Below are 19,937 nucleotides of genomic sequence, written 5' to 3' on the forward strand. Positions count from 1 at the left end.
GAAACGGATTGGATGATGCAGGTCACTGTAACGAACGCCGACGGTTTGAAGCGCGAACTGAAGATCGAAGTCCCGGCTGGCGAGCTGGAAGGAAAGCTGAGCTCGAAGCTCGAGGAGCTCAAGAACCAGGTTCGCCTGAAGGGCTTCCGCCCCGGCAAGGTGCCGATGAGCCATCTGCGCAAGACCTTCGGCAAGCAGGTCATGAGCGAAGTGATCCAGGAGACGGTGAGCGAAAGCTCGCAGAAGGCTCTTGAGGAACAGGAGCTGCGCCCGGCCTATCAGCCCAATATCGACCTGGAAGGCGAAGTCGAGCAGGTGATGGAAGGCAATGCCGACCTTGCCTACAAGATGACCTTCGAAATCGTCCCGGCCATCGAGCTTGCGGACTTCTCCACGATCTCCATCGAGAAGCCGGTCGCGGAAGTCACCGATGAAGAGGTGCAGGATTCGCTCAAGCGCCTCGCCGAAAACCAGAAGAATTTCGAGGCGCGCGCCGAAGGCGAAGCCGCCGAGAATGGCGACCAGCTCATCATCGATTTCATTGGCAAGATCGACGGCGAAGCCTTCGAGGGCGGGTCCGCCGAGGGCGCTGCGATCGAGCTTGGCGCCGGTCAGTTCATTCCCGGTTTCGAGGAACAGCTCGTCGGTGCCAAGGCCGGCGATGCGGTTGACGTGAAGGTCACTTTCCCGGCCGATTACGGCGCGGAGCACCTGGCCGGCAAGGATGCCGTCTTCGAGGTGAACGTGCAGGAAGTGAAGGCGCCCGCCGAGGTCACGATCGACGACGAGTTCGCCAAGCGCTTCGGCCTCGACGATCTCGAAAAGCTGAAGGAAATCCTCACCGAGCAGATCAAGTCGGACTTCGACCGCATGTCGCATCAGCACCTGAAGCGCGCCATGCTGGACAAGCTCGACGAGCTGCACGAGTTCGAGCTGCCGCCGGCCATGGTCCAGCAGGAATTCGACGCGATCTGGCATCAGCTCGAGCATGAGCTGGAGCACCAGAACAAGACGGTCGCCGATATGGACGAGCCGGAAGAGAAGGTCCGCGAGGAATACAACAAGATCGCCGAGCGCCGCGTGCGCCTCGGTCTCGTGCTGGCCGAAGTCGGCGAAAAGAACTCGATCTCCGTGACCGAGCAGGAACTGAGCCAGGCGCTCTCCGAGCGCGCCCGCCAGTTCCCGGGGCAGGAACGCCAGCTCTATGAGTTCTACCAGCAGAACCCGCAGGCCGTTCAGGAGCTTCGCGCGCCGATCTTCGAAGACAAGGTGGTGGACTACATCTCCGAACTGGCGACGGTCACCGAAAAGCCGGTGTCGAAGGACGAGCTGTTCGAGGATCCCGACGCGGACGTCCCCGGCCACAACCACGATCATGACCACGACCACGATCACTGAGGATTTCGGTTCTCGGAACGTCGAAAGCCCGGAGCGATAGCTCCGGGCTTTTTGTTTTTCGGAACGGCATCGCGATAGAATTGTCGCGGAGCGGGCAGGGAGATTTGATTTGGCACGGGCGGTCGTTCTTGGAGGATATGGCCTGATTGGCTCAGCCTGCATGCGAGCTCTCGCGGAAGCGGGATTCGATGTCATTGGCATGGGCCGCAATGAACGGGTCGCGCGGCAGGTGATCCCTCAAGCCGAATGGCTGATCCGTGATCTCACCAGGGTCGACACGCATGAATGGCGAAAAATTCTGAGGGGTGTCGATGTCGTGGTGAACGCGGCGGGTGCCCTGCAGGAAAGTGCGAGAGACGACCTTTCCGGCATACATGAAACCATGGCGATGAGACTGGTTTCCGCCCTCGAAGGAAGTTCTGCCCGGCTGGTTCAGATATCGGCGGCGGGCGTATCGGAAGACGCCTCGACCGAGTTCTTCCGCTCGAAAGCACGGGGTGACGCCGCGATCCAGGCCTCCGGTGTTCGATGGGTCATCCTGCGGCCAACGCTCGTACTAAGCCCTTCCGCCTATGGCGGGACGGCGCTTTTGAGGGCTGCTGCCGCGTTGCCGATGGTTTCTCCCGCGATCCTGCCCGCCGCACAAATTCAGACCGTCTTTGTCGATGATCTCGCGCAGGCGGTTGTGCATTCGGCAAGGGGCGAAGTGGCGTCCGGCACCATAGCCGACATCACGGAAAAGGGGAGCCGAAGTCTGCCGGAAACCGTTGACGCATTGCGCCGTTGGCTGGGTTTCCCCGCGCCACGCTTTCGCCTGCCCATACCGGTCGCCGGCTTGTGGTTCCTTTCGCGAGTGGCAGACGGGCTTGGCTGGCTGGGGTGGCGTTCGCCGCTGCGCAGCAATGCAATCCATGCATTGCAGGGAGGCGTTCGCGGAAATCCCGCCACATGGGAAGCCGCAGGCGGGAGCGCTTGCCGCTCGCTGGAAGACAGCCTTGCAACCTTACCGTCCACGCTTCAGGAAAGATGGTTCGCGCGAGCTTATCTGATGTTCCCGATCATTATCGCGCTGCTGTCGTTTTTCTGGCTAAGTTCGGGCATCGTCGCATTGATCGGGTTCGACGCTGCGCAACGCTTATTGGTCGAGCATGGCGTCGTCGGCGCCGCGGCGAGTACCGTCATTGTCGGTGGCGCCCTGGCCGATATGGCGCTGGGCGCTGCTCTGTTGTGGCGACCATGGACCCGTCATGCCTGCCTTGGCATGATCCTCCTGTCCGTGGCCTATCTCATCGGCGGTACGCTTGTGGCGCCGGATTTGTGGGCGGATCCGGCAGGGCCGTTCGTGAAAGTCCTTCCGGGTACCGGTCTTGCGCTTGTGGCGCTCGGTCTGGCGAATGAACGATGACCTACGAGCTTCTCCGTTTTCTGCATGTACTCGGTGCGACCGTTCTGCTCGGAACGGGGGCCGGCATCGCCTTCTTTATGGTCGTCTCGAACCGCAGCCGCGATCCTGCGCTCGTGGCGCATGTGGCGGGTATCGTCGTTCTGGCGGACACCGTTTTCACGGCGACGGCGGCCATTGCCCAGCCGATTACCGGTTACCTTCTTGCGCGGGAGGTCGGTTGGCCCTTGCTCGGCGGCTGGGTTGCCGTGTCTCTCGGCCTTTATGTCGTGGTCGGCGCGTTCTGGCTGCCTGTTGTCTGGATGCAGGTCCGGATGCGCAACCTCGCCGTCGCCGCGCGCGATGCAGGGGAAGAACTGCCTGCCGCCTACCACAAGCTCTACAGGGTGTGGTTCGCCTTCGGCTTTCCCGCCTTTTTCGCAGTCCTTGCGATTGTCTGGCTCATGCTTACCAAGCCCGCTATCTGAGCGTGCGTCACGCCGTATCCCATTCCGGTGCGACGCCGGCGGGATCGATGATCCGGCCCTCGGGCGTTTGCAGCGCGAAGATTCTGGCCATCTCGTCATCCGACAGCTCGAAGTCGAAGATTTCGATATTCTGCTTCTGGCGTTCCGGATTGCCGCTTTTGGGAATGGCGACCACCCCGTCCTGCTGCACGAGCCAGCGCAGCGCGATCTGGCCCGGCGTCTTGCCATGTGCCCTGGCGATTTCCCCCATGACCTTGTCGTCGGAGACCTTGGCGTGGGCCAGCGGCGCATAGGCCGTGAGCGCCATGCCATGCGCGCGCAGCGCGCCCAGCACTTTCTCCTGCGACAGATAGGGGTGGTACTCCACCTGGTCGACCGCCAGCGGCACCGAGGTTAGGGAGGTCGCTTCCTCGATCAGCGGGGTTGTGAAATTGCTGATGCCGATATGTCTGGCAAGCCCCGCGGTCTGGACCTCGTTGAGCGCCACCATGGTTTCCTTGAGGGGGATGGTCTTGCTCGGCCAGTGCAGCAGCAACAGGTCGACATAATCGGTCTTCAGCCGGGCGATGCTTTCCTTCGCTGCGGCGATCAGATCGCCATGGCCGAAATTGTCCGGCCAGATCTTGGTGGTCAGGAACACCTCTTCCCGGGCAACGGGCGCGGCGGCGATGCCTTTGCCGACCGCATCCTCATTGCCGTACATCTGCGCGGTATCGATGTGCCGATAGCCGATCCCGAGCGCATGCTTTACGGCTTCGGTGGCGTCCTCGTCCCTGAGCTGGAAGGTGCCCAGCCCAATGGCCGGGATTTTCGCGCCATTCGCTTCCACAATTTTCATCTCGACACCTTTCGTCTCGCATTTCGGAGTTCGCCTTCAGTCGATATGGCGACGATGTGCCGGAGTACCACCCGTTCGCGTGCCGATCCGGCCACGCTTCTTTTATCGAAGCCGTCCTGAACGGGAAGCGGACGATATTTGCACTTGCCGCCGTCGCTGTGCCTGTTGAAAGATAATATTCACCATATCTTGTCTTCGGCTGACTGGAGGGGCTTCGGGATGATGTCCGCGCGCTCGATTGCGATTGCTTGTCTGACGATTGCGAATTGTCTTCTGTTGGGGCTTTCGCCCGCTCCGGCATCCGACTCTGCCACATCGGATTTCGACGGCTATTGGGGCGGGTCTTTCGGTTTCAAGCGGCCGAGCTGGGTGGCCGAGGCGCAGCTCAGGATCAGCGACGGCTATGGCGAGCTGGAATTTCAGACACGCGGTGCACCGGCTTTCTACACGGCCGTGCGCGAAGGCCGCCTGACGCTGCCGGAACCGTTCCGGGTCGTTCCGGCAGACGTCTCCAATCCAAGGCCCGATGCGCGCTGCACCTATTATCTGAAGGTGGCGCCCGACGGCACGGCAAAGGCCATCGTCAAGACGGGCATGGTGACGTCGCTTTGCCCGTCCGATCCCCAAATCGATTTCAGGAGGCAGGAGGGCGAAGGCGGAACCCAACTCGTCTTCCATCTCGCTTCCGACACGCTGGAAGTGGAGTACGCGCTCTATGGCGGTTATCGTCCGCTCCGGGCCGGGGAGATGACGGTCATACCCGATAGTCTCGACGTTCTGGGCGTGCGTCCCGGTCACACTTTCGATGAAGCCCGGAGCATCCTGACCGACGCCGGCTACGTCCTGCTTCCGCCGGACGAGGGCGGCAAATCGACGAGAATTGCGGATGACTGGTCGCAGGAAGCCTTTGCCTTCGCGAAAGGGGAGCCATGGCCGTCGGGAAAAGACCGCACCTATCCGGACGCCATTCTGCTGGTCCTGGAAACGCAGGAAGCGGGCAAGGGCGCCTCGCCGGTCGCGCCCGCCGGGCGGCAGGTTCTCTATGTCCATCGCAAGGTCGCCTATCCGAAGGGCGAGGGGGTCGATGTCGCCGCCATGCGCGGCGCGCTTCAGAAGAAATACGGCCCCTCCGCGGGCATGACTTCAAGCGAAATGCGCGTCTATGACACGGCGGGGAATGTCGTGGCTCCACCGAATGCCACTCGTTTTCTGGCCCGATGCGCGAAGAGCAACCTGCAGGAGATCAACTATCAGATACCCGATAGTCCGGAGATCACGATCCACAAGAAGCTGATCGAGGACGTTCACCCCGATTGCGGTTCCACGGTCGACATCGAATTCTGGAACCCGAAGAACAACATGACCGACCGCATGGAGGTCGGTGTCATGAATCACGCCATGATCTATCGGGATGCGTGGAAGCGAAGCCGGAACGTCGTCCGCGCCGATGCGCTGGCGCAGTTCGAGCGTATGGCCTCGGAGGGGGCGGGCGACACGCCGGATCTCTAGCTCCGCAAGGGCCCGGTGCGCCCGGCGCGAAGGGGATGGGCCGGCTGAAAATTTTTTTCGGCACGACCCCAAAAACCGGTTGCGTCGCGGCCCGGGAAGCCTTATTTCCGCGCCTCACAAGACGCACACGCACGTGCCGCTGGCCCCTAGTTGGTTTATGCAACGACGTTAAACGTCTTTTTTGGATCACGCCGGTCGTAACGGAAAAATGACCGGGTCTGAAAAAGGGTGTTTACGATGTTCGCTTCCGAGCAGGGCCGGAGTGCCCGTTCCCGCATCTCTTCCCGCAACAACCAGACCCCGAAGCGCCGCATCCGGCGCAAGCCCCAGCTCTATCTGGTGCCCAGCGCGCCGGAGCTGCCGGAAGAGCGCGGCGGTATGCCGCCCAAGATCGCCCGTTACCTTGCGACCGCCGATTTGCCCTCGCCCTGCCTGGTGGTGGATGTCGATATCGTCGAACATAATTTCGGGGAGCTGGCCGAGGCGGTGCCGGAAGCGCGCATCTTCTATGCGGTGAAGGCGAACCCCGCCGACGAGATCGTCGACCGGCTGGCAAAGCGCGGCGCCTGCTTCGACACGGCGAGCATGGGCGAGATCGAACTTTGCCTGGCGCATCGCATTTCCCCGGACCGGATTTCCTTCGGCAACACGATCAAGAAGGAGCGCGACATTGCCGCCGCCTATGAGCTGGGCGTGCGCATGTTCGCCTATGACAGCATCGAGGAACTGGAGAAGATCGCCCGTTCCGCGCCCGGCTCGAAGGTCTATTGCCGTGTCCTGATGGAATGCGAGGGCGCCGAATGGCCGCTCTCCCGCAAATTCGGCTGCGAGCCCGATATGGCGGTGGACCTGCTCACCCGGGCAAACGAGATGGGCCTCGACGCCTATGGCGTTTCCTTTCATGTCGGCTCCCAGCAGACCGACCTCACGCAATACGACCGTGCGCTGGCGCTTTCCGCGTCGCTCTTCCGCCGTCTGGCGGAGCGGGGCGTGACCCTGCGCCTCGTCAATATGGGCGGCGGTTTTCCCTCGCGCTATCGCGCCGACGTGCCCTCGATCCGCGCCTATGGCGCGGCGATCCGCGAGGCGCTCGCACGTCACTTCGGCGACCGGCGGCCCGACGTGATCCTGGAGCCGGGGCGCGGCGTGGTGGGCGATGCCGGCGTCATCCAGTCGGAGGTGGTGCTCGTCTCCTCGAAAGGGGGAGAGGACGACCGACGATGGGTCTATCTCGATGCCGGCAAGTTCCACGGTCTCGCCGAAACCATGGACGAGGCGATCAAGTACCGCTTGCTGACCCCGCGCGAGGGCGACGAGACCGTGCCCGTCGTGCTGGCCGGTCCGACCTGCGACAGCGCGGACATTCTCTACGAAAAGACCGACTACCGTCTCCCAGCCACGCTCGCCGCGGGCGACAAGGTCTGGATCCTGTCCACCGGCGCCTATACCACCACCTATTCGGCGGTCTCCTTCAACGGCTTCCCGCCGCTGGCCGCGGTCTGTATCTGAGGGGGCGGGCGCCCCGAGACCGGGAGCGCCGGAAGAGCCGCGGAGCTCGGCATCTGCCCCCGCGTCGGGCGAGGCGGACGGCCCGTCCTGAGGCGGTTCCGGAAAATGCATAAGACCCTTCTGCCGGAGGGGAGGAAATCTTCGGCATCTGACCCTATATTGGTCTATGCGTTAGAGTTCTGAACCGACCCTTTACCGAATCACATTAGCCATATTCGTCAGGTGCCTTGCGGCGCGGGGATGGAGCGAAGGGGCTGGGAGGCCCCGGCCCGCAGCCGCTCCATGCCGGACCCAAGCCCGAAGATACTCAAGAGAGCCGACGCTCAGGAGTGACCATGAAAGACCCGCTCGATATGTACATGAACCTCGTGCCGATGGTGGTCGAGCAGACCAATCGGGGCGAACGCGCCTACGACATCTTTTCGCGCTTGCTGAAGGAGCGGATCATTTTCGTGGCCGGCCCCGTGGAAGACGGCATGGCCACGCTGATTACCGCGCAGCTCCTTTTCCTTGAGGCGGAAAACCCCAAAAAAGAAATCTCGATGTACATCAACTCGCCCGGCGGCGTGGTGACGAGTGGCCTGTCGATCTACGACACCATGCAGCATATCCGCCCGCCGGTTTCGACCGTGTGCATGGGCCAGGCCGCCTCCATGGGCTCGCTGCTGCTGGCCGCCGGTGAAAAGGGCATGCGCTTCGCGCTGCCCAACGCCCGGATTATGGTGCACCAGCCCTCCGGCGGCTTTCAGGGCCAGGCCACCGATATCGAGATTCACGCGCGCGAAACCCTCGCCATTCGCGAGCGACTCAACCAGATCTATGTGAATCACACCGGCCAGTCGCTGAAGGCGGTCGAGGATGCGCTGGAACGCGATAACTTCATGACCCCCGAAAGGGCCAAGGAATTCGGCCTGATCGACCATGTCGGCGTGGCGCGCGGCCCCTCCGAAGAGCCGTCCCCCTCGGAAGACAAGTCGGAGTAATCCATGGTGAGGGGCACTCCGGACCCGGTGTTTGCGGGAGCCCGGAATGCCCCGAATCGGGGCCTTTTGCTCAATCCCGGGGCAATTGATCCATCGTAATGAAATGTTGATCCGGCATTGGGTAACATGCTCGTATGTCGGACAGGTGACGGGATCCGATCCGATTTGCGGCGCCGCGCGTAGGAAAAAGCGCGGTCACTTGATCCCGCATCGCAGGACAGGCACGGTTGGTGCATGGGAATGAACATTCGGCCCGTCCTGCGGGTAACTGCCTAAGGAGTTTCTATGAGCAAGGTTAGCGGCGGCGACTCCAAGAACACGCTGTACTGTTCCTTTTGCGGCAAGAGCCAGCACGAGGTCAGGAAGCTTATTGCGGGGCCGACCGTTTTCATTTGCGACGAGTGCGTCGAGCTTTGCATGGACATCATTCGCGAGGAGAACAAATCCTCGCTGGTGAAATCCAGGGATGGCGTGCCTTCGCCGCAGGAAATCAACGAGGTGCTGGACGATTACGTGATCGGCCAGGCACACGCCAAGCGCGTGCTGTCTGTGGCGGTTCACAATCACTACAAGCGCCTGAACCACGCCGCCAAGAACAACGACGTCGAACTGGCCAAATCGAATATCCTGCTGATCGGTCCCACGGGCTGCGGCAAGACGCTTCTGGCCCAGACGCTGGCGCGCATCCTCGATGTGCCCTTCACCATGGCGGATGCGACGACGCTGACCGAAGCCGGTTATGTCGGCGAGGATGTGGAAAACATCATCCTGAAGCTGCTGCAGTCGGCCGACTACAATGTCGAGCGGGCCCAGCGGGGCATCGTCTATATCGACGAGGTCGACAAGATCAGCCGCAAATCCGACAACCCGTCCATAACGCGGGACGTGTCGGGCGAAGGCGTGCAGCAGGCGCTGCTGAAGATCATGGAAGGCACGGTCGCCTCCGTGCCGCCCCAGGGCGGCCGCAAGCACCCGCAGCAGGAATTCCTGCAGGTCGATACGACGAACATCCTGTTCATCTGCGGCGGCGCCTTTGCGGGTCTCGACAAGATCATTGCCGGGCGCGGCAAGGGGCAGGGCATCGGCTTCGCGGCCAATGTGTCCTCGCCGGAAGAGCGCAAGGTCGGGGAGCTTCTCAAGGAGCTTGAGCCGGAAGACCTGCTGAAATTCGGCCTGATTCCCGAATTCGTCGGCCGTGTCCCGGTTCTGGCGACGCTGGAAGACCTCGACGAGGATGCGCTGATCCAGATCCTGACCGCGCCGAAGAACGCGCTCGTGAAGCAGTATGAGCGTCTCTTCGATATGGAGAATGTGAAGCTCACCTTCTCCGAGGAAGCGCTGCGGGCGATTGCCCGCAAGGCCATCGAGCGCAAGACCGGCGCGCGTGGTCTGCGGTCCATCCTGGAAGCGATCCTGCTCGACACCATGTTCGAATTGCCCGCGCTTGAGGGCGTCGAAGAGGTCGTCATCGGCCATGAAGTGGTCGAGGGCAAGGCTCGTCCCCTCTACATCTATGCCGAACGGCAGGATGACGTTGAGACAAGCGCCTGATCGGCAAGGATTTTTCGGAATATCGGGATGGCCTTGAAAGCGAGCGCTTTCGAGGCCATTTCTTTATTAACAGAGTAAAGTCCTGCGGTATCAGGGTCTGAGCGGCGTCCGCCATCCGGCCGGAACGCCTTCCCGAGAAAGCGATCGCTCTGACGGCTATCCGAATCCGGGTAAGCTGGACCCTTGATGGTGGCGATCAGCATTCGTTCATATTGGGAATGCTAGTCTCCAGGCTGCGGGCGGTAATGGAAGGTATGAGCATGTCTGACGAAGTTGAAAAGTCTGAAGGTTCCGCAGGCGGCGCGGGGGGCGGCGATATGCTGACGCTGCCGGTTCTCCCGCTTCGCGATATCGTCGTGTTCCCGCACATGATCGTGCCCCTCTTCGTCGGACGCGAAAAGTCGGTGCGCGCGCTTGAAAATGTGATGCAGGACGACAAGCAGATTCTTCTGGTCGCCCAGAAGAACGCGGCGGACGATAATCCTGCCACGGATGAAATTTATGAAGTCGGCGCCGTCGGCACCGTGCTCCAGTTGCTGAAGCTGCCCGACAACACCGTGAAGGTGCTGGTCGAGGGCGTGAAGCGCGCCCGCGTGAAGCGCTACACCGGCAATGAGGAGTTCTTCGAGGCCGAGATCGAAGTCATCGGCGAGGAAGCCGAGGATGACGAGCAGCTTGAAGGTCTGGCGCGGTCCGTCGTCACCCAGTTCGAGAGCTATGTGAAGCTCAACAAGAAGGTGCCGCCGGAGGTGACGGCCTCGATCGGCCAGATCGACGATTCCGCCAAGCTCGCCGACACCATCGCCAGCCACATCAACATCAAGCTGCCCGAGAAGCAGGAGCTTCTCGAGATGCCCTCCGTGACCTCGCGGCTGGAGCGCGTCTACTCGCTGATGGAAGGCGAGATCAGCGTGCTGCAGGTGGAAAAGCGTATCCGCAGCCGCGTGAAGCGCCAGATGGAGAAGACGCAGCGCGAGTACTATCTGAACGAGCAGCTCAAGGCCATTCAGAAGGAACTCGGCGACAGCGACGACGGCAAGGACGAGCTGCGCGAGCTGGAAGAGCGGATCGAAAAGACCAAGCTCTCCAAGGAAGCGCGTGAGAAGGCCGGAGCGGAGCTGAAGAAGCTCAAGCAGATGAGCCCCATGTCGGCCGAAGCGACGGTGGTGCGCAACTATCTCGACTGGATGCTGTCGATCCCGTGGAAGAAAAAGGCCCGGGTGAAAAAGGATCTGAACGCCGCGCAGGAAATTCTGGATACGGATCACTTCGGCCTGGAAAAGGTCAAGGAGCGGATCGTCGAATATCTCGCCGTTCAGCAGCGGTCCAACAAGCTGAAGGGCCCGATCCTCTGCCTCGTCGGCCCGCCCGGCGTCGGCAAGACCTCGCTCGGCAAGTCGATCGCCCGCGCCACGGGCCGCGAATTCGTGCGCATGTCGCTGGGCGGCGTGCGCGACGAAGCGGAGATCCGCGGTCACCGGCGTACCTATATCGGCTCCATGCCCGGCAAGGTCATCCAGTCGATGAAGAAGGTGAAGCACACCAACCCGCTCTTCCTGCTCGACGAGATCGACAAGATGGGCGCGGATTTCCGAGGCGATCCGTCTTCGGCGCTGCTGGAAGTGCTCGACCCGGAACAGAACGGCACCTTCGCGGACCACTATCTCGAAGTCGATTACGACCTGTCCGACATCATGTTCGTGACGACGGCCAACACGCTGAACATCCCGGGCCCGCTGCTCGACCGTATGGAGATCATCCGGATCGCCGGCTACACCGAGGATGAGAAGGTGGAGATCGCGCGCCGTCACCTCATCGACAAGGCGGTCGAAAGCCACGGCCTGCGCAAGGGCGAGTGGTCCATCGACGACGATGCCCTGCGTCACCTGATCCGCGTCTACACGCGCGAGGCGGGTGTCCGTAACCTCGAACGCGAGATCAACAATCTCGCCCGCAAGGCGGTGAAGGAAATCCTCACCTCCGACAAGAAGTCCGTCGACCTCACCAGGGAGAACATCGAGGACTATGCGGGCGTGCCCAAATATCGCTATGGCGAGGCCGAGGGCGAAGATCAGGTCGGTATCGTGACGGGCCTGGCCTGGACCGAGGTCGGCGGCGAATTGCTGACGATCGAAGGCGTCATGATGCCCGGCAAGGGCAAGATGACCGTGACGGGCAATCTGCGCGACGTCATGAAGGAATCGATCTCCGCGGCAAGCTCCTTCGTGCGTGCCCGGGCGACCCGATTCGGCATCGAGCCGCCGCTTTTCGACCGCAAGGACATTCACGTCCATGTGCCGGAAGGGGCGACCCCGAAGGACGGTCCGTCGGCGGGTGTGGCGATGACCACGGCCATCGTCTCGATCATGACCGGCATCCCCGTCCGCAAGGACGTGGCGATGACGGGCGAGATCACGCTGCGCGGCCGCGTCCTGCCGATCGGGGGCTTGAAGGAGAAGCTCCTCGCGGCGCTGCGCGGCGGCATCAAGACGGTGCTGATCCCGCAGGAGAACGCCAAGGACCTGGCCGATATTCCCGACAACGTGAAAAACGCGCTGGAAATCGTGCCGGTGGACAATATCGACGAGGCGCTGGCCCGGGCTCTGACCCGTATGCCGGAGCCCATCGAATGGGATGAGGATGCCTATGCGGCCGAGCAGGCCGCCGCGGCCCGTCAGCCCGGCGCGACCGGTAACGTAACGGCTCACTAGGCCGAAACCGGCGCAAGCTACTGACACGAAACTGTAAACGGGGGCCGCAAGGCCCCCGTTTTTGCATGTGCGAATATCTAATTTTCCGCAGAATTCCTACGTTTTTTGTTTTGACCGCCTTCTGACCGGGCGGGTAGACTCTGAATTCCTGAAGGGAATCGCGATTCCCTCGCTCATCCAGAGGGGCCAAAAGTGAACAAGAACGATCTCATTGCAGAAGTGGCGGACCGCAGCGGCCTGTCCAAGGCCGATGCGACCAAGGCTGTCGATTACGTTTTCGACATCATTACCGACTCCCTGAAAAAGGGAGAGGAAGTCCGCCTCGTTGGCTTCGGAACGTTCAACGTGTCGCAGCGCGCAGCCACGGAAGGCCGCAATCCGCGCACGGGTGAAGCCATCCAGATTCCGGCATCCAAGCAGCCGAAATTCAAGGCGGGTAAAGGCCTGAAAGACGCCGTCAACGTCTGACAACAGACGCTTGCCGACGCATTGGACCGGCCGCTCCGAAAGGGGCGTGCCGGTCTATGTGTTTGAAAGGGGCGTCAGGACGGCTTGTCGGGCGACGGCCCGGTTGTGGTGCCGGGGCGCTCTTCCGGCCCGGCGGACGCTTGTTCCATCTCGAAATCCTCGGAAGACACCGCCACGCCCTGCTGAACGCTGGCGCCTTCCAGGACCTCTCCCTCGGCCGCGTGTGAAGCGTCTTCGTCGAAACGCGGGTCCAGCTCGGGGCCGGCCGCCTGCGTTTGCGGGAAGGGGACGGCGACGAACTCGCCCCGCTGCTCCTCGCTCAGGGCGGCCCGCGACCGGATCCGTGCCAGCGTGAAGAGCGCATAGACGATGTGAATGGCGGCGACGAAGAGGAAAATCGCCGACATGCCGAAACGCTGCGCGACCAGCGATGCCGCCAAAGGCCCGAGGATGGCGCCGGCGGCATAGACGAGCAGCAGGCCGCTCGAAACGGAGACGAAACTCTCCTCCTGCGCATGGTCGTTCATATGCGCGACGACCACCGAATAGAGGGTGAGGCTGAAGACGCCGAACGCGAAACCGGCGCCCAGCAGCGCCTCCATGGACCCGACCCCGCCGGCATAGAAGAGGGCGGTGTCGCCCAGAACGGCGCCGATACAAAGCAGCATGATGACGATGCGCCGGTCCAGCCGGTCCGAATAGCGCCCGATGGGAAACTGCGCGAGCGCCCCGCCCACAATGGCGGCCGTCATGAAGAAGGAAATATCGCGCGTATTGAGACCCGATTCAGACGCGAAGAGCGGGCCCAGCGTCCAGAAGGGGCCGTTTGTGAGACCGATCACGAAAGAGCCCATCAACCCCACCGGCGAGAGCGCATAGAGGCGCTTCAGATTGATCGACACGGTCTGGATGGGGGCGGGCTGCACGGAGGTCGTCAGCGCCACGGGAACGAGCGCCAGGGAAGTCAGGATCGAACACAGCGCAAACAGGCCGAAGGCGGCCGGGTCCGACAGGTTGAGCAGAAGCTGTCCCGCGGTGACCGAAAGAAGGTTCACCACCAGATAGATGGCGAAAAGACGTCCGCGCGTCTCGTTGGAGGCTTGTTCGTTGAGCCAGCTCTCGATCACCATATAAAGCCCGGCAAAGCAGAAGCCGGTGAGCCCGCGCATCGCCGACCAGGCCCAGGCGTCGTTGAACAGCGCATGGATGAGCGGCGCCGCCGAGGCCGCCGCGCAAAGAGCTGCGAAACTTCGGATATGGCCCGCCCGGCGCACCACATAGGGCGTACCGATACAGCCCAGCAGAAAGCCGGCGAAATAGACGCTGCCGAAGATGCCGACGGTCGGCGTATCGAAGCCGTCGATCCCGGCGCGAATAGGCACCAGCGTTCCGAGAAGGCCGTTTCCGATAAGCAGGATGGCAGTTGCGCTGAGAAGGGCAATGAAGGGAGCGATCGTACGGGTCAAAGCGCAGGGTCCGGGCTGTCATGGACGTCGGCATCGGTATGAGGATGGGGGTTTGGACGCGGAATGCAATCGCAGAAGGCGCGTCTCGGCGCATTTGTGTGTGACGGGCTGAAAGGGACAAACGGCGCATTGCCAAGACCGGTTCCATCGGATAGGAAACGGCGGCGCAAGCGGGCGGTTAGCTCAGTTGGTAGAGCATCTCGTTTACACCGAGAGGGTCGGCAGTTCGAGCCTGTCACCGCCCACCATTTTCGCGATCCGGCCGGGTATGCCCGGTGCCGGTCGGCGCATCTCCCGACACAACTGGAATATTGCCGCATCGCCTCTTCCGGCGTCGGCGTGCGATGCGACGTACGTCGAGAGAATCGGTCTGGCAAAACGAATTTTCAGGCCCCGCCGCAAGGGGAAGCCCGTCCCGGAAATCGCGCACTTTTCAGGCGAAAACAGCGTGGCGGTCGATGCTTTTCATCCCTTGCCATTTGTTTGTCGCTTTTGCGCCATCCTGCGCTTGACACATCACCGCCTGTGGCTTACGAACCGCGCACCCTGATGAGGGCGCTAGGCGCAAGAGGGGGTGTAGCTCAGTTGGTTAGAGCGCTGGCCTGTCACGCCAGAGGCCGCGGGTTCGAGTCCCGTCACTCCCGCCATCCTCGCCGAATTACGGCTCGAATGGATGCATTTTGCGGCAATGCAATATTTGCGAAAGAGTCGCAAATTGAGCTCTGCAAGACAGCCCTCAACTTCCCGGTTTTTCTAGGTTTTTTTCCTGTCGACGTCTTGCAGTGAGCATTTGATTCTGCAATAGCGAGGGATATACTGCGCGCCAAATCAGGCGGCTCACTCGCTTATGCGAAATCCACGGGCCGCAGATCGAAGCCCGGCGCAGGAGCGCTGTCACCAAAGCGAGCGGCGCGGGCTTCCAGAGAGGATTTTCGGATGCAAGAGCTCTTAAGCGAATATCTGCCCATCATCATCTTCATGGGCATCTCGCTGGTCATCGGTCTTGCCCTTCTCGTCGCGCCGTTCCTGATCGCTCCGAGCGATCCCGACCCCGAAAAGCTCAAGGCCTATGAATGCGGCTTCGATGCCTTCGAGGACGCGCGCATGAAGTTCGACGTGAAATATTACCTCGTCGCCATTCTCTTCATCATCTTCGACCTTGAAGTGGCGTTCCTCTTTCCCTGGGCCGTCGCGCTCGGCGATGTGGGGCTGTTCGGCTTCTGGTCGATGATCGTTTTCCTTGGCGTCCTGACCGTCGGCTTCGTCTATGAATGGCGCAAAGGCGCTCTGGAGTGGGAATGAGTACTGAGAACCCGGACAAGGTAATCGCCAACAATCCCGGTGTGGTGAGCGCGGCAGAAGGGCAGGCGCCCTGGCCGGAGGATCGCGGTAGCCTGGAACAGATGTCGGACCAGCTGGCCGACAAGGGCTTCGTTCTCACCACGGTGGAAGACCTGATCAACTGGTCGCGAACCGGCTCGCTGATGTGGATGACCTTCGGTCTGGCCTGCTGCGCGGTGGAGATGATGCAGACCTCCATGCCGCGCTACGACGTCGAGCGCTTCGGCGTGGCGCCGCGCGCCAGCCCCCGCCAGTCCGACGTGATGATCGTCGCCGGCACGCTGACCAACAAGATGGCGCCCGCGCTTCGCAAGGTTTACGACCAGATGCCGGAGCCGCGTTATGTCATCTCCATGGGCTCCTGTGCCAATGGCGGCGGCTATTACCATTATTCCTATTCCGTGGTACGAGGCTGCGACCGCGTGGTGCCGGTCGATGTCTATGTGCCGGGGTGCCCGCCGACCGCGGAGGCGCTTCTCTACGGAATTCTTGCTCTTCAGAAGAAGATAAGGCGGACGGGCGCGATCGACCGCTGAGTTTTCTCATTCCGGTTGCGCATCTCCGCGCGGCCGCTGCCAAACGAGTTCGGGATCTGACCGATGGACGAAAGTCTCACTGAGCTGGGCGAGCATATTGTCGGCGCGTTGCCGGATGCCGCGCTCGGCATGCAGGTGGCCTATGGCGAACTGACGATCGATGTGCAGGCTCAGCACATTGTGCCGGTTCTGAAGTTCCTGCGCGACGATCCGGCTTGCCGTTTCGCGACGCTGATCGACATTACCGCGGTGGACTATCCCTCGCGCGCGCGGCGATTCGATGTCGTCTATCACATGCTTTCCATGCATCAGAACCAGCGCATCCGCGTGAAACTCGAGGTCGACGAAGACACCGCCGTGCCGAGCGCCATCTCCATCTACCCGGCGGCCAACTGGTTCGAGCGCGAAACCTTCGATATGTACGGCGTGATCTTTTCCGATCATCCGGACCTGCGCCGCATCCTCACCGATTACGGTTTCAACGGTTACCCGCTGCGCAAGGACTTCCCGCTCACGGGATATGTCGAGCTGCGCTACGACGACGACCAGAAGCGCGTCGTCTACGAGCCGGTGAAGCTCACCCAGGAATTTCGCAGCTTCGACTTCATGAGCCCGTGGGAAGGGGCCGAATATCTGCTCCCGGGCGATGAGAAGGCGGAGAACTAAGATGGCAGAACAGCAGCTCCAGAATTATCATCTGAATTTCGGGCCGCAGCATCCGGCGGCCCACGGCGTGTTGCGCCTGGTGCTGGAACTGGACGGCGAAGTCGTCGAGCGCGTGGACCCGCATATCGGCCTCCTGCATCGCGGCACCGAAAAGCTGATCGAGTACAAGACCTATCTCCAGGCCAACGCCTATTTCGACCGCCTCGATTATGTGGCGCCGATGAACCAGGAACACGCCTACTGCCTGGCCATCGAAAAGCTGCTCGACATCGAAGTGCCGCGCCGCGGTCAGTTCATCCGTGTACTGTATTCCGAAATCGGACGCCTTCTGTCTCATCTGCTCAATGTGACGACGCAGGCACTGGATGTCGGCGCGCTGACCCCGCCGCTCTGGGGCTTCGAGGAACGCGAAAAGCTCATGATCTTCTATGAGCGCGCCTCCGGCGCCCGCATGCATGCGGATTATTTCCGCACGGGCGGCGTCTACAAGGATCTGCCGCCTGAACTGCTCGAGGACATCTACAATTTCTGCGACCCCTGCGCGCAGGTGCTGGACGATCTGGAAGGTCTGCTGACGGGCAACCGCATCTTCATGCAGCGCAATGTCGATATCGGCGTCGTCTCCCAGCAGGAAGCGCTGGACTGGGGCTTCTCGGGCGTCATGGTGCGCGGTTCCGGCATGGCCTGGGACCTGCGCCGCTCGCAGCCCTATGAAGTCTATTCGGAGCTGGATTTCGACATTCCGGTGGGCAAGAACGGCGACTGCTACGATCGCTATCTCATCCGCATGGAAGAGATGCGCCAGTCGCTGAAGATCATGAAGCAGTGCATCGAAATGATGCCGGGCGGGCCGGTGCACAACACCGACCACAAGGTGACGGCGCCGTCGCGCAAGGATATGAAGCGCTCCATGGAAGCGCTCATTCATCACTTCAAGCTCTATACCGAGGGCTATCACGTGCCCGCCGGCGAGGTTTATGCCGCCGTTGAGGCGCCCAAGGGCGAGTTCGGCGTCTATCTCGTCGCCGACGGCTCGAACCGTCCTTACAAGTGCAAGATCCGCGCGCCGGGCTACGCCCATCTGCAGGCGATGGATCATCTCTGCAGGGGGCACATGCTGGCGGATGTGGCGGCGATCCTCGGCTCTCTCGATATCGTGTTTGGTGAGGTGGACCGATGAGCGTTCGCAGACTGGATCCCAATCAGCCCGAGAGTTTCGAGTTCACGCCCGAAAATCTCGAATGGGCCAAGGGCCAGATGGCCAAATACCCGGAACGCAAGCAGGGCTCGGCGATCATTTCGCTGCTCTGGCGCGCGCAACGCCAGCACGGCTGGCTGCCGGAACCGGCGATCCGCTATGTCGCCGACATGCTGGACATGGACTATATCCGGGCGCTCGAAGTGGCGACCTTCTACACCATGTTCAACCTGTCGCCGGTCGGCGATCATTTCGTGCAGCTCTGCGGGACCACGCCCTGCTGGCTGAACGGTGCGGACGATCTGAAACAGGTCTGCCGCAAGCATATCGGTGAAGAGGGCGAGGTGTCGGAAGACGGCAAGCTCTCCTGGCTGGAGGTCGAATGCCTCGGTGCTTGCGTAAACGCGCCCATGGTGCAGATCAATGACGATTTTTATGAGGATCTGGACGCGGAAACGCTGGAACGGATCCTCTCCGACCTGCGGGCGGGCAAGGATGTGAAGCCGGGGCCGCAGAACGGCCGCCGTTCGTCCGAGCCGGCGGGCGGGCCGACCACGCTGAAGGACTCCGTGTCTGCCGGCAAGGCGGGGGGTGAGTGATGCTCGAAGACAAGGATCGTATCTTTACCAATCTCTATGGCTTCGACGACTGGGGCCTGGAAGGCGCAAAGCGCCGTGGTGACTGGGACAATACGGCGGCCATCATCGCCAAGGGCCGCGACTGGATCATCGACGAGATGAAGAATTCGGGTCTGCGCGGCCGTGGCGGCGCAGGCTTCCCGACAGGCATGAAATGGTCCTTCATGCCGAAGGAATCCGATGGCCGCCCGCATTACCTCGTCGTCAATGCCGACGAGTCCGAGCCCGGCACCTGCAAGGATCGCGACATCATGCGTCACGATCCGCACAAGCTCATCGAAGGCTGCCTCATCGCCAGCTTCGCTATGGGCGCGCATGCCTGCTACATCTATGTGCGCGGCGAGTTCATCCGCGAGCGCGAACAGCTTCAGGCCGCCGTCGATCAGGCTTATGACGCCGGTCTTCTCGGCAAGAACGCGGCCGGCTCCGGCTGGGATTTCGATCTCTACGTTCATCACGGCGCGGGCGCCTATATCTGCGGCGAAGAGACGGCGCTGCTTGAAAGCCTCGAAGGCAAGAAGGGCATGCCCCGCCTGAAGCCGCCTTTCCCGGCCAATGTCGGTCTCTATGGCGCGCCGACCACGGTGAACAACGTGGAATCGATTGCCGTGGCGCCGACCATTCTGCGCCGTGGCGCTTCCTGGTTTGCCGGTCTCGGTCGTCCGAACAATACGGGCACCAAAGTCTTCTGCATTTCCGGCCATGTGAACAAGCCGTGTAACGTGGAAGAGGAGATGGGCATTCCGCTTCGCGAGCTGATCGAGAAGCATGCCGGTGGCGTGCGCGGCGGCTGGGACAATCTGCTGGCGGTTATCCCCGGCGGTTCCTCCGTGCCGTGCCTGCCCAAGCCGACTTGCGACGACATCCTGATGGATTTCGACTCGCTGAAGGCGGTGCAGTCGGGTCTCGGCACCGCCGCGGTGATCGTGCTGGACAAGTCCACCGACATTATCAAGGCGATCGCTCGTATCTCCTATTTCTACAAGCATGAGAGTTGCGGTCAGTGCACGCCCTGCCGCGAAGGCACGGGCTGGATGTGGCGCGTGGTGGAACGCATGGCCAGGGGCGATGCGGAGCCCGAGGAAATCGACATGCTGCTCGACGTGACGAAGCGTGTCGAAGGCCACACCATCTGCGCCCTGGGCGACGCGGCCGCATGGCCGGTGCAGGGCCTGATCCGGCATTTCCGTGGAACGATTGAAGAGCGCATCGCGGCCAAGCGCGGCGGTGCGGCTCAAGTGGCGGCGGAGTAAGCG

Annotated in this window: 17 protein-coding genes and 2 tRNA genes; 17 read left to right on the forward strand and 2 right to left on the reverse strand. The window is 61.9% G+C overall.

The genetic code is table 11. The annotated features are described in order from the left end of the window. Positions 1-12 precede the first annotated feature (12 nt). The 3 genes from tig to FHS78_RS14740 all read left to right on the forward strand — a co-directional run bounded on the left by tig (position 13) and on the right by FHS78_RS14740 (position 3,267). Positions 13-1,398, forward strand: a complete 1,386-nt coding sequence (tig, locus tag FHS78_RS14730) for a trigger factor (protein ID WP_425500304.1) — start codon at positions 13-15, stop codon at positions 1,396-1,398. Positions 1,399-1,507: 109 nt separating this feature from the next. Beyond that, positions 1,508-2,803: an SDR family oxidoreductase gene (locus FHS78_RS14735; RefSeq protein ID WP_167095142.1), complete on the forward strand. Its 1,296-nt coding sequence runs from the start codon at positions 1,508-1,510 to the stop codon at positions 2,801-2,803. Further along, positions 2,800-3,267, forward strand: a complete 468-nt coding sequence (locus FHS78_RS14740) for a DUF2269 family protein (protein ID WP_167095143.1) — start codon at positions 2,800-2,802, stop codon at positions 3,265-3,267. Before FHS78_RS14735 ends, FHS78_RS14740 begins: the two co-directional genes overlap by 4 nt. Before the next feature lie 7 nt (positions 3,268-3,274). Here the strand turns inward: FHS78_RS14740 and FHS78_RS14745 are convergent, their stop codons facing one another. Continuing rightward, complete coding sequence (locus FHS78_RS14745; protein WP_167095144.1) at positions 3,275-4,105, reverse strand: aldo/keto reductase; 831 nt, start codon at positions 4,103-4,105, stop codon at positions 3,275-3,277. A gap of 219 nt (positions 4,106-4,324) precedes the next feature. On the opposite strand from FHS78_RS14745, the gene FHS78_RS14750 reads away from it, so the two are divergent. The 6 genes from FHS78_RS14750 to FHS78_RS14775 all read left to right on the forward strand — a co-directional run bounded on the left by FHS78_RS14750 (position 4,325) and on the right by FHS78_RS14775 (position 12,836). Further along, positions 4,325-5,614: a hypothetical protein gene (locus tag FHS78_RS14750; protein WP_167095145.1), complete on the forward strand. Its 1,290-nt coding sequence runs from the start codon at positions 4,325-4,327 to the stop codon at positions 5,612-5,614. 378 nt (positions 5,615-5,992) lie between these two features. Then, on the forward strand, positions 5,993-7,123 hold the full coding sequence (locus FHS78_RS14755; protein ID WP_167095243.1) for a type III PLP-dependent enzyme: 1,131 nt from the start codon (positions 5,993-5,995) through the stop codon (positions 7,121-7,123). A 335-nt stretch (positions 7,124-7,458) separates the two neighbouring features. Further along, entirely contained in the window at positions 7,459-8,106 is a 648-nt protein-coding gene (locus FHS78_RS14760; protein WP_167095146.1) for an ATP-dependent Clp protease proteolytic subunit, read from the forward strand. Positions 8,107-8,391: 285 nt separating this feature from the next. Further along, on the forward strand, positions 8,392-9,657 hold the full coding sequence (gene clpX, locus FHS78_RS14765; RefSeq protein WP_167095147.1) for an ATP-dependent Clp protease ATP-binding subunit ClpX: 1,266 nt from the start codon (positions 8,392-8,394) through the stop codon (positions 9,655-9,657). Positions 9,658-9,974: 317 nt separating this feature from the next. Beyond that, positions 9,975-12,368, forward strand: a complete 2,394-nt coding sequence (lon, locus tag FHS78_RS14770; protein WP_246220532.1) for an endopeptidase La — start codon at positions 9,975-9,977, stop codon at positions 12,366-12,368. Positions 12,369-12,560: 192 nt separating this feature from the next. Next, positions 12,561-12,836: an HU family DNA-binding protein gene (locus FHS78_RS14775; RefSeq protein ID WP_167095149.1), complete on the forward strand. Its 276-nt coding sequence runs from the start codon at positions 12,561-12,563 to the stop codon at positions 12,834-12,836. Positions 12,837-12,910: 74 nt separating this feature from the next. Here FHS78_RS14775 and FHS78_RS14780 read toward each other — a convergent pair whose 3' ends face one another. Continuing rightward, positions 12,911-14,302 (reverse strand): MFS transporter, encoded by a 1,392-nt coding sequence (locus tag FHS78_RS14780; RefSeq protein WP_167095150.1) that lies wholly within the window; start codon positions 14,300-14,302, stop codon positions 12,911-12,913. A gap of 172 nt (positions 14,303-14,474) precedes the next feature. Between FHS78_RS14780 and FHS78_RS14785 the strand changes: the two genes are divergently transcribed. The 8 genes from FHS78_RS14785 (at position 14,475) to nuoF (ending at position 19,934) form a co-directional block, all read left to right on the forward strand. Then, positions 14,475-14,550: transfer RNA gene (locus FHS78_RS14785), tRNA-Val, on the forward strand. 322 nt (positions 14,551-14,872) lie between these two features. Next, positions 14,873-14,949: transfer RNA gene (locus FHS78_RS14790), tRNA-Asp, on the forward strand. A gap of 289 nt (positions 14,950-15,238) precedes the next feature. Next, positions 15,239-15,604, forward strand: a complete 366-nt coding sequence (locus tag FHS78_RS14795) for an NADH-quinone oxidoreductase subunit A (protein WP_167095151.1) — start codon at positions 15,239-15,241, stop codon at positions 15,602-15,604. After that, a complete protein-coding gene (locus tag FHS78_RS14800; RefSeq protein ID WP_167095152.1) occupies positions 15,601-16,179 on the forward strand; it encodes a NuoB/complex I 20 kDa subunit family protein in 579 nt (192 codons plus the stop codon). The genes FHS78_RS14795 and FHS78_RS14800 overlap by 4 nt, the downstream gene beginning before the upstream one ends. 63 nt (positions 16,180-16,242) lie before the next feature. Further along, on the forward strand, positions 16,243-16,845 hold the full coding sequence (locus tag FHS78_RS14805; protein ID WP_167095153.1) for an NADH-quinone oxidoreductase subunit C: 603 nt from the start codon (positions 16,243-16,245) through the stop codon (positions 16,843-16,845). A 1-nt stretch (position 16,846) separates the two neighbouring features. Further along, positions 16,847-18,025 (forward strand): NADH-quinone oxidoreductase subunit D, encoded by a 1,179-nt coding sequence (locus FHS78_RS14810; RefSeq protein ID WP_167095154.1) that lies wholly within the window; start codon positions 16,847-16,849, stop codon positions 18,023-18,025. Beyond that, positions 18,022-18,642 carry an NADH-quinone oxidoreductase subunit NuoE gene (gene nuoE, locus FHS78_RS14815; protein WP_167095155.1) on the forward strand — a complete coding sequence of 207 codons (621 nt, stop codon included), beginning with the start codon at positions 18,022-18,024 and terminating at the stop codon, positions 18,640-18,642. The genes FHS78_RS14810 and nuoE overlap by 4 nt, the downstream gene beginning before the upstream one ends. Beyond that, positions 18,642-19,934, forward strand: a complete 1,293-nt coding sequence (gene nuoF / locus FHS78_RS14820) for an NADH-quinone oxidoreductase subunit NuoF (RefSeq protein WP_167095244.1) — start codon at positions 18,642-18,644, stop codon at positions 19,932-19,934. The genes nuoE and nuoF overlap by 1 nt, the downstream gene beginning before the upstream one ends. Positions 19,935-19,937 lie beyond the last annotated feature (3 nt).

The organism is Parvibaculum indicum (assembly GCF_011762095.1).
GTDB lineage: Bacteria > Pseudomonadota > Alphaproteobacteria > Parvibaculales > Parvibaculaceae > Parvibaculum > Parvibaculum indicum.